Source organism: Novosphingobium soli (genome assembly GCF_042432915.1).
Lineage (GTDB): Bacteria > Pseudomonadota > Alphaproteobacteria > Sphingomonadales > Sphingomonadaceae > Novosphingobium > Novosphingobium soli.
The window spans coordinates 109,043-122,195 of sequence record NZ_JBHLWK010000015.1 but is presented as its reverse complement, the minus strand read 5'-3'; the positions used below and the strand labels follow the sequence as shown (position 1 = coordinate 122,195).

The 13,153-nt window shown below is 71.2% G+C and carries 13 protein-coding genes; 7 read left to right on the top strand and 6 right to left on the bottom strand.

Features of this window, described 5'->3' with window-relative positions; translation table 11 throughout:
* Window positions 1-73: 73 nt before the first annotated feature.
* The 3 genes from ACFFJC_RS12810 to ACFFJC_RS12800 are packed head-to-tail and all read right to left on the bottom strand — an operon-like array spanning window position 74 to window position 2,768.
* On the bottom strand, window positions 74-1,066 hold the full coding sequence (locus tag ACFFJC_RS12810; RefSeq protein ID WP_379487872.1) for an LLM class flavin-dependent oxidoreductase: 993 nt from the start codon (window positions 1,064-1,066) through the stop codon (window positions 74-76).
* Window positions 1,063-1,971, bottom strand: a complete 909-nt coding sequence (locus ACFFJC_RS12805) for a tetratricopeptide repeat protein (RefSeq protein WP_379487871.1) — start codon at window positions 1,969-1,971, stop codon at window positions 1,063-1,065. The genes ACFFJC_RS12810 and ACFFJC_RS12805 overlap by 4 nt, the downstream gene beginning before the upstream one ends.
* A gap of 17 nt (window positions 1,972-1,988) precedes the next feature.
* Window positions 1,989-2,768 carry an alpha/beta fold hydrolase gene (locus ACFFJC_RS12800; RefSeq protein WP_379487870.1) on the bottom strand — a complete coding sequence of 260 codons (780 nt, stop codon included), beginning with the start codon at window positions 2,766-2,768 and terminating at the stop codon, window positions 1,989-1,991.
* 125 nt (window positions 2,769-2,893) lie between these two features.
* On the opposite strand from ACFFJC_RS12800, the gene ACFFJC_RS12795 reads away from it, so the two are divergent.
* A complete protein-coding gene (locus ACFFJC_RS12795) occupies window positions 2,894-4,231 on the top strand; it encodes an ArnT family glycosyltransferase (protein WP_379487869.1) in 1,338 nt (445 codons plus the stop codon).
* A gap of 3 nt (window positions 4,232-4,234) precedes the next feature.
* Here the strand turns inward: ACFFJC_RS12795 and ACFFJC_RS12790 are convergent, their stop codons facing one another.
* The 3 genes from ACFFJC_RS12790 to ACFFJC_RS12780 are packed head-to-tail and all read right to left on the bottom strand — an operon-like array spanning window position 4,235 to window position 5,054.
* Complete coding sequence (locus tag ACFFJC_RS12790) at window positions 4,235-4,438, bottom strand: hypothetical protein (protein ID WP_379487868.1); 204 nt, start codon at window positions 4,436-4,438, stop codon at window positions 4,235-4,237.
* A complete protein-coding gene (locus tag ACFFJC_RS12785; RefSeq protein WP_379487867.1) occupies window positions 4,438-4,632 on the bottom strand; it encodes a helix-turn-helix transcriptional regulator in 195 nt (64 codons plus the stop codon). Before ACFFJC_RS12785 ends, ACFFJC_RS12790 begins: the two co-directional genes overlap by 1 nt.
* Window positions 4,629-5,054 carry a hypothetical protein gene (locus ACFFJC_RS12780; protein WP_379487866.1) on the bottom strand — a complete coding sequence of 142 codons (426 nt, stop codon included), beginning with the start codon at window positions 5,052-5,054 and terminating at the stop codon, window positions 4,629-4,631. The genes ACFFJC_RS12785 and ACFFJC_RS12780 overlap by 4 nt, the downstream gene beginning before the upstream one ends.
* Before the next feature lie 476 nt (window positions 5,055-5,530).
* On the opposite strand from ACFFJC_RS12780, the gene thrS reads away from it, so the two are divergent.
* From thrS to ACFFJC_RS12750, 6 genes are all read left to right on the top strand, one after another.
* Window positions 5,531-7,537, top strand: coding sequence for a threonine--tRNA ligase (gene thrS, locus ACFFJC_RS12775; protein ID WP_379487865.1), 2,007 nt, complete (start codon window positions 5,531-5,533; stop codon window positions 7,535-7,537).
* On the top strand, window positions 7,534-7,971 hold the full coding sequence (locus tag ACFFJC_RS12770; RefSeq protein ID WP_379487864.1) for an acetyltransferase: 438 nt from the start codon (window positions 7,534-7,536) through the stop codon (window positions 7,969-7,971). The genes thrS and ACFFJC_RS12770 overlap by 4 nt, the downstream gene beginning before the upstream one ends.
* A complete protein-coding gene (locus tag ACFFJC_RS12765) occupies window positions 7,968-8,639 on the top strand; it encodes a spermine/spermidine synthase domain-containing protein (RefSeq protein WP_379487863.1) in 672 nt (223 codons plus the stop codon). Before ACFFJC_RS12770 ends, ACFFJC_RS12765 begins: the two co-directional genes overlap by 4 nt.
* 135 nt (window positions 8,640-8,774) lie before the next feature.
* Window positions 8,775-9,680, top strand: coding sequence for a LysR family transcriptional regulator (locus ACFFJC_RS12760; protein ID WP_379487862.1), 906 nt, complete (start codon window positions 8,775-8,777; stop codon window positions 9,678-9,680).
* A gap of 109 nt (window positions 9,681-9,789) precedes the next feature.
* Window positions 9,790-11,760 carry a TonB-dependent receptor domain-containing protein gene (locus tag ACFFJC_RS12755; protein WP_379488036.1) on the top strand — a complete coding sequence of 657 codons (1,971 nt, stop codon included), beginning with the start codon at window positions 9,790-9,792 and terminating at the stop codon, window positions 11,758-11,760.
* Between the two features lie 140 nt (window positions 11,761-11,900).
* Window positions 11,901-13,151, top strand: coding sequence for an MFS transporter (locus ACFFJC_RS12750; RefSeq protein WP_379487861.1), 1,251 nt, complete (start codon window positions 11,901-11,903; stop codon window positions 13,149-13,151).
* The last annotated feature ends 2 nt before the right edge of the window (window positions 13,152-13,153 follow it).

The following is a 13,153-nucleotide window of genomic DNA, read 5'->3' as shown; positions in this document are numbered from 1 at the left end:
AGTGAACGACTGTGGCGCGCAAGCGGACGACGCCCGCTCTTCCCCGGCCCTTGGCGCCACGCGCTTCCGCAGCTCAGGTGGCGGGCTGGCGAAATGCTTCCATGGTCAGTTCCAGCGAGCGGACCTGGGCGGCCGGGTCGTAGGTGGCGATGCTGACGATCAGCTCGTCGGCGCCGGTGCGGGCGGCGAACGCCTCGATTCCGGCGCGGACCGTCTGCGGGCTGCCGACGGCGCTGACCGAGCGGACCTGCTCCAGCATGGCGCGCGCGGGTGCCGGCAGGGTCTCGCGATAGTTCCGGACGGGCGGCAGCAGGCGACCGGGGTTGCCGGTGCGCAGCGCCACGAAGCTCTGGTCGGTGGACGAGGCGAGGTAGGCCGCCTCCGCGTCCGTGTCGGCCGCGACGACGTTGATGGCGGCCATGAAATGCGGTCGGTCGAGCGCCTCGGACGGCTGGAAGCGCTCGCGATAGACCCGCGCCGCCTCGTCGAGCGCCGCGGGCGCGAAGTGCGAGGCGAAGGCGTAGGGCATACCCAGCATGGCGGCGAGCTGCGCGCCGAACAGGCTGGAGCCCAGGATCCACATCTCGACGTCGGCGCCCGCCGCCTGCGGCGAGGGCACGCCGCCCGCCGCCTGCCCGGCGAAGCGGGCCTGGAGCTCCACCACATCGTTGGGGAAGCGCTCCGCCGCGGCGTGGATGTCCTTGCGCAGCGCATGGGCGAGCCGCCCGTCCGCCCCCGGTGCGCGGCCGAGGCCGAGGTCCACGCGGCCCGGGAACAGCGCCGCCAGCGTGCCGAACTGCTCGGCGATCACGTAGGGCGTGTGGTTGGGCAGCATGATCCCGCCCGCGCCGATGCGGATCGTCGAGGTGGCGTTGCCGAGGTGCGCGAGCACGACCGAGGTGGCGCCGCCGGCGATGCCGTCCATGCCGTGGTGCTCGGCGACCCAGTAGCGCCGGTAGCCCGCCCGCTCCGCCGCCTGCGCGGTGGCCACCGAGATGTCGAGCGCCTGTGCGACGGTGCCGCCTTCGCGGACGGAAACGAGATCGAGGACGGAAAGCGGGATCATGGGTTCGCCTTGGCTGGAGCGGGGGATGCGGCCGGCGCGGTCTGCGGGCCGAGCTGCGAAAGGTACTGGCGGGCGGTGGCGGCGGCGTCGCTGCCCGGCCCGGCCGCGACCGCCGAGGTCCAGCTGCGCCGCGCCGCCGCCTCGTTGCCCGAGAGCATGGCGATCACGCCGGCCTCGAGGCCGATCTCGGGATCCTGCGGGGCAAGGCTGGCCGCCTTCTCGATCTGCGCCTGCGCCTGGGCGAGCTGGTCCTGCCGCCGCGACAGCGTGGCCGAGAGCAGCCAGGCCTGTGCATTCGCGGGCTGCGCCGCGCGCGCCTCCGCCAGCGCCGCCGCGGCCTCTCCCGGCTGCTTGACCGCGACCAGGGCCCGCGCCCGGTCCAGCGCGATGGTGGCCGTCAGCTCGGGGTCGCCGGCGATCTTGGCGTCGGTCGCCGCGGGGCCCAGCAGCGACAGCGCCTGGCCCGGCTGGTCCGCCGCCAGCGCCGCGTTGCCCGCCATCGCACCGAGGCGCGCGCGACTGAGGTGGTCTTCGGCGGCGGCCGCGTCGCGCGCCTGGGTGAAGGCGGTCCGGGCCTCGTCCCAGCGCGAGAGGTCGCTGAGCGCCACGCCCAGGCAGAGCCCGGCGCGCACCCGCTCGCGCCCGATGGCGTCGTCCAGCGCCCCGCGCGCCAGTTCGGCCGAGCGCTCGGGGTTCGATTCGACCGCGCTCAGGCAGCCGGCGCTGCTGCGTGCGGCGGGCAGCGCCACGCTCTGCGCCTCGCGGGCGCGGCGCGCCGCCTCCCTCTCCTTCTTCTCGATGATCTCGATCGGGAGCTGCGAGGCATAAGGGCTGGCCGCGCTCGGCAGGGCCGAGGCGGGGCCGACCTGGGCCACGAGCGGAAGCAGGAGGGGCAGCAGGGACATGGCGATCTCCGGGGAACTCAGGCGGCGGCGGGGTCCTCCGGCGCGCGGGGCAGCACCAGCTCGGCGACGGTGCGCAGCAGCAGGCGGATGTCGCCCTCGCGCGAGAGGCGGTGGTCGCCGTCCTTGATGAGCGTGACCTGCACGTCGGCTGAACGCAGCCTGCCCGCCAGTTCGAGCGCGATCTCCCACGGCACGTCGGGGTCGCGCTGGCCGTGGATCAGGCGCACCGGGCAGTCGATCGCGATCTCCCCCTCCAGCACGCGGCTCGCCTGCCCGTCGGCCCAGAAGCCCGGGTGCGTCGGCGTCGGCTCGGGGCCATAGGGATTGTCCTCCAGGATCGTCTCGCCGTCGGCGAGCAGGGCCTTGTCCATTTGCGGGATGCCCCATTCGGTGAAGTCCGGCGCGGCGGCCACGCCGACGAGGCCGCCCAGCCGGTCGCCCAGCGCCATGCCCGCCAGCAGCATCAGCCAGCCGCCCATCGAGGAGCCCACCAGGACCACCTTCTCGTCCGTATCCAGCGCGGCGACGAGCGCCAGCACTTCGGCCTTCCAGCGCGACAGGGTGCCGTCGGCGAAGAGGCCCGGGCTCTCGCCGCAGCCGGAATAGTCGAACAGCAGGCAGGGGAGCCCGCTGGCGCGCGCCATCGCGAACAGCGCCGTCGCCTTCGAGCCGCCCATGTCGGACATGTAGCCGGGCAGGAAGACGATCACCGGCCCGGTGCCGGGGGTGAAGCGGTAGGCGATGGAGCGGCCGTCGGACAGGTCGAGGTAGCGGGTCTGGGGGGCGGGGGACGTCATAGGCCCTTAGTGGGAACGCACGGGGAGCAGGGCAAGGGTTGTCGCCCCTCCACCTCCTGCCGGGCGGGCGGTGGAGGGGGAACAAACCGCTCGACACCCCGGGCCAATCCGATCTTAAAGGCACCATGAGCGCCAAGGTCATCCGCTTTCCCACCCGCCCGACGCGGCTCGCGCTCCGGCTGGAGTGGTTCGCCACCGATCGGTCGGTGCTGCTCGGCATCTGGGCGCTCTACTTCGCGCTGCGGGTGGCGGTGCTGACGATCGACGTCGCGCCCACCTCGGACGCCGAGTGGTACTACCTGCGCGCGGCGAGCCTGGCGGCGGGCCGCGGCTACCTCGACAACGCCGGCGCGCCGACCGCGTTCTGGCCCCCGGGCTGGCCCATCGCGCTCGGCCTGGTCTTCGCCCGCTTCGGCGCCTCCACGGTGTCGCTGGGGATCTTCAACCTGGTGAGCGCGATGCTGATCGGCGCGACCACGCTGGCGCTGGGGCGCCGGCTGTTCGGGTCCGAGGGCGCCGCGCGGGCGGGGCTGCTGCTGCTGGCGGTCTATCCCAACGCGATCGGCTACGTCCCCCTTGCGCTGACCGAGGTGTTCTACACCGCGCTGCTGATGGCGGGGTGCTGGGTGCTGGTGGCGCGCACCAGCCGCTGGCACCTCGTCGGCGCCGGGCTGCTGTTCGGCATCGCGACGCTGGTGAAGGCGCAGACGCTGGTGGTGGTCCCGCTGGTCTTCGCGATCGCGTGGCTGCGCGCGGGCGACCTCTGGCGCCGCCTGCCGCGCCTGGTGGGCGAAGGGCTGCTGGTGCTCGCCATCGCGGCGCTGACGGTGCTGCCCTGGTCGATCCGCAATCAGGCGCAGCTCGGCCACTGGGTCGCGGTCTCGACCAACGGCGGGTACACCCTGCTGACCGGCAACCACGACACCGCGACCGGCGACTACACGCCCGACGCCCCGGTCGTGGAAGCGCTGATGGCGCGCCCCGGCCTCGACGAGGTGGCGCGCGATGCCGAGGCGCGGCGGCTGGGCCTGGCGTGGATCCGCGACCATCCCGGGCGTTTCCTCGCGCTGGCACCGAAGAAGCTGATGCGGCTGTGGCTGCCGGACGGCGAGGCGGAGTGGGCCTACCAGGGCGGCGCCCCCGGCTACGACCGGTTCGCGCCGGCCTACCGCGCGGTGCGCCTGCTCAACCAGGCGTTCTACGGCGCGCTGATGCTGGGCTTCGCGGTGGCCTTCCCGGCGATGATCGCCCGCCGCCGGCGTGACGGCCAGCGCTGGATCGGGTGGTGGCTGCTGCCTTACGGCATCGCCCTCTACCCGACGCTGATCTGCCTCGTGTTCTCGGGCCAGTCGCGCTTCCACTACCCGGTGATGCCGTGGGTCTGCATGACCGCGGGCTGGCTGCTGGTGACGCTGCTCGGCCGCGCGGGGGAGCGCCGCGCGCCCGCGCCGACCCTGCACTGACCGTCAGTAGAGCGCCGGCGCCAGCACCCGCAGCACCAGCCGCCCCTCCGCCCCGATCGCGCCGAGGCTTCTTTCGATGGAGGGCTGCGTGCGGGGGCGGCGCTGTTCCGGCGAGGGATGGAACAGCGAGAGGAACACGAGCGCCGCCACCACGACCACCAGCGCCGCGCCGATCCATGCTCCTGTCCTGCGCGGCCCGGCCGCCATCACTCGCCCCTCTGGAAGATGTCCTCGATCGCCATACCAAAGATGTCGGCGATGCGGAAGGCGAGCGGAAGCGAGGGATCGTAGCGTCCGGTCTCGATCGCGTTGACGCTCTGGCGCGAGACCGCGAGCCGCTCGGCCAGGTCCTGCTGGCTCCAGCCCCGCTCGGCGCGGAGCACCCTGAGGCGGTTCTTCACGGGCAGCCCGCGCCGCTGCCCAGGGTCAGCCGGTTGTAGGCCTGCCCCACCCACAAGCCGAGCGCCCAGAGCGGGAACACGAGGAAGACCGGCATGCGCGGCACGAAGGGCGAGAACAGCTCGAGGATGCCCCACACGCTGCACACCGCAAGCGTCACGCCGGTGGCGACCAGGAACTTGCGCACTTCGAGCACCCGCAGGTACTCGTCGTCGAGTTCGACCAGCAGTCGCCCCATCGCCCAGATCCACCCGAGCACCGCCAGCCCGGGCAGCAGCGCGAGCGCAATGGTGAGCGCGCTGGCAGGCGCGTTGTCGGGCACCAGCCACGACGCCAGCGCGATCGCCGCGACGTAGAGCAGGCTGAGCGGCATCATCCGCCGCGTGTACCGCCGGTACGCGGGATTCCTGGACTTTGCGGCCATGGTTCAGCGCCTCCCGCCGGGGACAAGGTTCCTGTTCATGATGTCTAGCTTCCTTGATCTTGTGTAAAGGGCGTTTGTCATCCGGCGCGCGCAATGTCAAGGCCCGTTGACACTCTGACAATGACGCTTGCCTCGAACCGCGAGACGAGCTGGCGCGCGTGTCCCCACGCCGTGCGCCCCGTCCCTGGCGAGGGCCTCGCCGTTTGCCTTTCGCCACCCGAATCGCTACATCGCCGCCATGCCGTCGCGCAGCACCACGACCACTACCGACACACCCCGGCAGGCCCGGGCACGGTTGGTCGCGGCCTGAGTTCGCGAGCCGCCGTCGCCCGGGGTCCGGGCGAGTGCGGCGTCTCTCCCCGGAACGAAGCCTTTTAGCCACGCCGCACCTTCACCCGAAGGCGCGCCTGTGCCATGGCGCGCCGAAGCCCGGAACAAGCCAAGCTGCGCCGGGACAACGAGAGACGAGCCCACGCATGTCCGAGATGTTCAAGATCAGCCTGCCCGACGGTTCGGTCCGCGAGATGCCGGAAGGGTCCACCCCGGCCGACGTCGCCGCCGCCATCGGCCCCGGCCTCGCCAAGGCCGCGCTCGCCGCGAAGGTGGACGGCGAACTGGTGGACCTGTCGCGCCCCTTCACCGGCGACGCGCAGCTGGCGCTGGTGACCGCGCGCGACGAGGCCGACGCGCTCGAACTCGCGCGGCACGACTATGCGCACATCCTCGCCGAGGCGGTGCAGGCGCTGTTCCCGGGCACGCAGATCACCTTCGGCCCTTCGACCGACGACGGCTTCTACTACGACTTCGCGCCGCCAGTCATCGATGGCAAGGACCGTCCCTTCACCGACGAGGACCTGCCCGCGATCGAGGCGGAGATGCGCCGCATCATCGCCGCCGACAAGCCGCTGCGCCGCGAGGTGTGGGACCGCGCGGCTCTCATCAGCCGCTGGAAGCAGCAGGGCGAGAGCTTCAAGGCGGAATGGGCGGCCGAGCTGCCCGGCGACGAACCGCTGACGGTCTACTGGTCGGGCGAGGACTGGCTCGACATGTGCCGCGGGCCCCACCTGCCCTCGACCGGCAAGCTGGACCCGGCCGCGTTCAAGCTGACCCGCGTCTCGGGCGCCTACTGGCGCGGCGACCAGAACAACGCGATGCTGAGCCGCATCTACGGCACCGGCTGGCTCAACAAGAAGCAGCTCAACGAGCACCTGACGCGGCTGGAGGAAGCCGCCAAGCGCGACCACCGGCGCCTGGGCAACGAGATGGACCTGTTCCATCTCCAGCAGGAAGCCCATGGCTCGGTGTTCTGGCACCCCAAGGGCTACCTGATCTGGCGCGAGCTGGAGGCCTACATGCGCCGCGCGATCGACGGCGCGGGCTACCGCGAGGTGAAGACCCCGCAGGTGATGGACGCGCGCCAGTGGGAGCAGTCCGGCCACTGGGGCAAGTACCGCGAGAACATGTTCGTCATCCCCGACGAGGTTCCCAACGTCGCGGATGAAGGCCCGATCGTCTCGGACGATGCCGAGTGGATGGCCCTGAAGCCGATGAACTGCCCGGCGCACGTGCTGATCTTCCGCCAGGGCATCAAGTCGTATCGCGAGCTGCCGCTGCGCCTCTACGAGAACGGCTGCTGCCACCGCAACGAGCCGCACGGCGCGCTCCACGGCCTGATGCGCGTGCGCCAGTTCACGCAGGACGACGCGCACATCTTCTGCCGCGAGGACCAGATCGTCGCCGAAGTGCAGGCCTTCTGCGAACTGGCCGACCGCGTCTACAAGGACTTCGGCTTCACCTATTCGATCAAGCTGGCGCTGCGCCCGGACAAGCGCTTCGGCTCCGAGGAGATGTGGGACAAGGCCGAGGACGAGCTGCGCGACGCGGTGGTGCGTGCCGGCCTCGCCACCGCGGAATACGGCTGGGAGGAGCTGCCCGGCGAAGGCGCCTTCTACGCGCCCAAGCTGGAGTGGCACCTGACCGACGCGATCGGCCGCACCTGGCAGGTCGGCACGATCCAGTCCGACCGCGTGCTGCCCGAGCGCCTCGATGCCAGCTACATCGGCGAGGATGGCGAGAAGCACCGCCCGGTCATGCTGCACCGCGCGATCTTCGGCTCCTACGAGCGCTTCATCGGCATCCTGATCGAGCACTTCGCCGGCAAGCTGCCGGTGTGGCTGGCGCCGGTGCAGGCGGTGGTGGCGACGATCGTCTCGGACGCGGACGGCTATGCCGCCGAAGTCGCGGCGAAGCTGAAGGCGGCCGGCGTGCGCGTCGACACCGACCTGCGCAACGAGAAGATCAACTACAAGGTGCGCGAGCATTCGCTGAAGAAGGTCCCGCACCTGCTGGTCGTCGGCAAGCGCGAGGCCGAGGAAGGCTCCGTCGCGCTGCGCACGCTGGGCGCCGAGCACCAGAAGGTGATGACGCTGGACGAAGCCATCGCCCTTCTCAAGGACGAGGCCGCCGCCCCGGACCTGAAGTGATCCGCCGGGGTGGCCCTGCCGACGCCGCGCGCGCCTTCGCCATCTGGCGCGCGGCGGTGGACGCCACCCACGGCTTCCTCGCGCCGGCCGACAAGGCGGCCATTGCCGCCGCGGTGGAGGCGATGCTGCCCGCCGCGCCGCTCTGGATCGCCACCGACGCCTCAGGCACGGCGCAGGGCTTCATGATCTTCGAGGAGGGCATGATCGAGGCGCTCTTCGTCGATCCCGCGGCGCACGGCCAAGGCTTCGGCTCCGCCCTCCTCGCGCATGCACTCACGCTCGATTCCTGTCCCCGGGTCGATGCCAACGAGCAGGCCGACAACGCCCTGCCCTTCTACGAGGCGCGCGGCTTCCGGCGCACCGGCCGCTCGGCCCGCGACCCGGAGGGCCGCCCCTATCCCATCGTCCACCTGCAGTACGGAAAGCCATCATGATCCAGCGCGAACTCCTCGACACCGCGTGGGTGCCTGGCGGCGAGAAGCTGGAGCTCTACCGGCACGACCGCGACTTCATGATCGTGCTCGGCCACAACGAGCTGATGAGCACGCGCAAGTGGGGCTCGGAGGAAGCGCTGGCGACGATAGCCTGGGAGCGCATCAGCCGCGCCAAGCGGCCGCACATGCTGATCGGCGGCTACGGCATGGGCTTCACGCTGCGGGCCGCGCTCCAGGTCCTGCCCGAGAACGGGCAGGCCACCGTGGTCGAGCTGGTGCCCGAGATCATCGAGTGGGCCCGCGGGCCCATGGCGCATGTCCAGCAAGGCTGCCTCGACGACCCGCGCGTCCACCTGATGATGGGCGATGTCGCGACGGTGATCGCCGCCGGCCAGAGCGACTACGACGCGATCCTGCTCGACGTCGACAACGGGCCCGATGGCCTCGTGCGCGAGGACAACAACGTCCTCTATTCCGCCGCCGGCCTGCGCGCCGCGCGGCGCGCGCTGACGCCTGACGGCGTTCTCGCGATCTGGTCCGCCGGCGCCGACCCGGCGTTCACCCGCCGGCTGGAGAAGGCGCGCTTCTCGGTCGAGGAGGTCAAGGTCGCCGCGCGCAGCAACGGCAAGGGCCCCAAGCACGTGATCTGGTTCGCCCGTCCGGCCTAGCGACCGCGCCACGGGTCGCGGCAGCGCCCCTGCCCCCGTCCCTGCGATGTTGCAAAGTGTTGCGAAACGCGCGCGACGGGTGGTCGCCGCGCGGTGGCGGCGCTAATGCAAAGCTGTCGCAACAACTGGTCCTCCATGATCCCGCCGCTCGCTCCCAACCTCCTGCTCACCCTGGCGGTGCTGCTGAAGACCAAGAGCGTGAGCATCTCGGCGGTGATGCTCGGTGTCAGCCAGCCGAGCGTCAGCCGCGCGCTCGCCAAGCTGCGCGAGGCGCTGAACGACCCGCTTCTGGTGCGCTCGGGCGGCGGCATGATCCGCACCCGGCGCGGCGACGAGCTCGTCGGGCGGCTGGCCGACTGGGTCGCCGCCACCTCGGCGCTGCTGGTGGAGAAGACCTTCGATCCCGCCGGCGTCGAGCGCCGCTTCCGCGTGGCGTCCACCGACTTCGGCGTGATGTCGGTGGTCTTGCCCGCGCTCGCCGCGCTGCGCGAGAGCGCGCCCGGGATCGCCATCGACGTGCTCCCGCTCAACCATGCGACGCACCGCTCGCTGGCACAGGGCGACATCGACATCGCCATATCCGGTCTCGACCACGACCCCTCGCAGCTCCACCGGCTGCATCTCTTCCGCGACCGCTTCGTCTGCGTGACGCGGCCGGGCCATCCCCTGGCCGGGCCCGCGGAGCCGGTCCCGCTGGACGCCTTCCTCGCGCACCCGCACCTCGGCCTCACCGTCAGCGACGCCGAACTGGACCGCGTCGCCACCGCGCTCGGCAGCGACGGGGTAGGCCGGCGGGTGGCGGCGAGCGTGCCCTACTTCGGCCTGGCTCCGGACCTGCTGCTCGAAGGCGACCTGGTGATGGTGGTGCCTTCGCGCGCGATGGACCGCCTGGCCCGCGCCTCCGAACTTGCCGCGCGCGCCGCGCCCGAAGCCCTGGGAGAACTCGATTACTGGCTGCTCTGGCACGAGCGCAGCCACCGTGATCCCGCCTCCGTCTGGCTGCGCCAGCAGTTCCGCGAGGCGGCCGCAAGGTCCGGTTGATAATCGTTATCCGCTATTGATTGTTGGCGTGGCCGCCTCCGCTCGCCAAGGCGCTAATGCGATCTATTTGCATTAGCGTTACGACATAAGGGGGAATACCGTGTCCAAGATGATCGGGCTGCGCGCGGGCGTGGCCGTGCTGGGTCTCGCCACCGCATTCCAGGGCCCGGCGGCCCTGGCGGACGAGGCGCAGGAGACCACCAATGCCTCGACCATCGTCGTCACCGCGACCAGCCGCGCGCAGGAGGTGAAGGACGCGCCCGCCTCCATCAGCGTCATCACCCGCGAGGACCTGGAACGGCTGCCCTATCGCGAAGTCACCGATGCCCTGCTCGAGATCCCCGGCGTCACCGTCACCCCGGGCGAGGGCAACAGCCGCGACATCTCGATCCGCGGCATGGCGCCGCAGTACACGCTCATCCTGGTCGACGGGAAGCGCCTCAACAGCCGCGAATCGCGCACCAACGGCGGCTCGATCTCGGAAGGCGGGCTGCTGCCGCCGCTGGAGGCGATCGAACGCATCGAGGTGGTGCGCGGGCCGATGTCCTCGCTCTACGGGTCGGACGCGATGGGCGGCGTCGTCAACGTCATCACCCGCCGCATCGCCGACCGCTGGCGCGGCAGCGTCCGCGCCAACGGCACGATGCAGCTCTCCGACCAGTACGGCAACTTCGGCGACGCCAACTTCTACCTCTCCGGCCCGGTGACCGGCGGCATCGGCCTGCAGCTGCAGGGCTCGGTCAACCGGCGCAGCGAGGATGACGTGGTCGGCGGCACCCCCGAGCGCCAGGACGAAAGCATCGCCGGCAAGATCGGCTTCTCCGCCGGCGCCGACCACGACCTCCTCGTCGAGGCCGGCTACTATCGCCAGAAGACGCTCTCCACCGCGGGCAAGACCGTGGAAGTCACCGCGACCGCGCCCGAGGGCACGCAGTCGACGATGACCCAGAACCGCACCGTCGCCTCCGCCAGCCACCAGGGCCGCTGGGGCTTCGCCTCCTCCGACAGCTACGTGCAGTACGAGGACGCCGAGCACGTCGAGGGCGAGAAGCGCATCAAGAACACCGTCGCCCAGTCGATCTGGACCGTGCCGCTGCCCTCCAACACGCTGAGCCTGGGCGGGTTCTACCGCAACGAGGACATGACCGACCTCACCAGCAACCGCCTCTCGGGCTCCACCCGCACCGGCGCCTCGCGCACCAACTGGGCGCTCTTCGCCGAGGACGAGCTGCGCCTGCTCGACGGCCTGCGCCTGACGGGCGGCATCCGCCTCGACGACGACGAGCAGTACGGCTCGCACTGGATCCCGCGCGTCTACCTGGTGTGGAACGCGACCTCCGCCTTCACTCTCAAGGGCGGCTACTCGCAGGGCTTCCGCGCCCCGAACCTGCGCCAGACGCTGTCGGACTGGGGCCAGACCAGCCGCGGCGGCACCATCTACGGCAACCCGGACCTCGAGGCGGAGACCTCGCGCACGATCGAGGCGGTGGCGATGTACGAAGGCGAGGGCTTCCAGGCCAGCCTCACCGCCTACGATACCCGCTTCAACGACAAGATCACCCGGGTCACGTGCGCGGAGGCCGGCGCGTGGTGCGTGGACGAGCCGCTCAGCTCCATCGGCCGCCCGCCGACGACCTACGTCAACGTCGACAAGGCCAAGGTGCGCGGCATCGAGGCCACGGTGGACATCCGCCTGACCCAGACCCTGCGGCTCAACGCCACCGGCACGCTGACCGATTCCGAGCAGCTGACCGGCGCCAATGCCGGCGCCGCGCTCAACGACACGCCCAAGCAGCAGGCCAGCGCCTCGCTCAACTGGCGCCCCGGCCGCCGCTTCAGCGCCTATGCCCGCGCGGTGTTCCGCGGCGAGGAGGCGGTCACCGAGGCCCAGATCAGCGGCAACAACCTCGTCGTGGAATCCTACACCACCGTCGACGTGGGCGGCTCCTACAAGGTCTCGCCCTCCTTCACCTTCCACGCCGGCGTGCAGAACCTGTTCGACAAGCGGCTCGACTATGACGAGGCCGGCTACCTCATCGACCCGGCGCGCGTGTGGATGGGCGCGACCGCGCGCTTCTGATCGCTTCGCCCGCAAGGCCGCCCGCCAGCGGTCCTGCGGGCAGCCGTCGCCCCGGTGAGAGCCGGGGCGACGGCCCCTCTCGTCATCCGCCTCCGCTGCCGTTAGGGAGGAACGCCGATCGAGGGAGGGGACACCGCCACATGAACGTCTATCGCCAGAATGCCCGTGTCCTCACGGCGAGCCTCGTCGGCACCGCGGTCGAGTTCTACGACTTCTACATCTACGCCACCGCCGCCGCGCTCGTGTTCGGGCCGCTGTTCTTCCCGGCCGAGTCCGCCACGGTCGAGCGGCTCGCGACGTACGCCAGCTTCGCCATCGCCTTCATCGCCCGCCCCGTCGGCGCGACGCTGTTCGGGCACTTCGGCGACCGCGTCGGGCGCAAGTCGACGCTGGTCGCCTCGCTGCTGCTGATGGGCGGCGCGACGGTCCTGATCGGCTTTCTGCCGACCTACCAGACGATCGGCTGGCTGGCGCCGGCGCTGCTGTGCCTGATGCGCTTCGCGCAAGGGCTGGGCCTTGGCGGCGAGTGGGGCGGCGCCGCGCTGCTGGCGGTGGAGAATGCGCCCAAGGGCTACGAGGCGCGCTTCGGCATGTTCCCGCAGCTGGGCGCACCGGTCGGCTTCTTCGCCGCCAACGGGCTGTTCCTGGTCATCGGCGCGGTGCTGAGCGAGGAGGACTTCGCCGCCTGGGGCTGGCGCATCCCCTTCCTGCTGAGCTCCGTGCTGGTCGGCCTGGGGCTGTGGATCCGCTTCCGCCTGAGCGAGAGCCCCGTCTTCTCCGCCGAAGACGAGCACCATCGCATGATCCCGCTGGTCGAGCTGTTCCGCACCCACTTGCGCGAGACCCTGGCCGGCACCTTCGCGGTGATCGCCTGCTTCGCGCTCTACTACCTGGCGACCACGTTCGCGCTGGGCTTCGGCACCGCGACGCTGGGCTACGACCGGCAGACGTTCCTGGGCCTGCAGCTGTTCGCCATCCTGTTCATGGCGGTGGGGATCGTGGTGGCCGGCTATGCCGCGGATCGCCGCAGTTCGCGCTCGGTGCTGATGTTCGGGTGCTTCTGCGCCGTGCTGCTGGGCACGATCATGGGGCTGATGTTCTCCGCCGGGTCGCTGGTGGTGATCGGCCTGTTCCTGTGCATGGCGCTGTTCACCATGGGGCTGGTCTACGGCCCCATCGCCGAGCTGCTGCCGAGGCTCTTCGCCGCGCGGGTGCGCTATACCGGCGCCTCGATCGCCTTCAACGTCGGCGGCATCATCGGCGGCGGCTTCGCGCCGGTCGTGGCGCAGGGCCTGGCCGACAGCGGCGGGCTGCTGTTCGTGGGCCTCTACATCTCGGGCGCGGCGCTGCTCAGCCTGTTCGGGCTGATGTCGATACGCCGCCCCGCCTGATC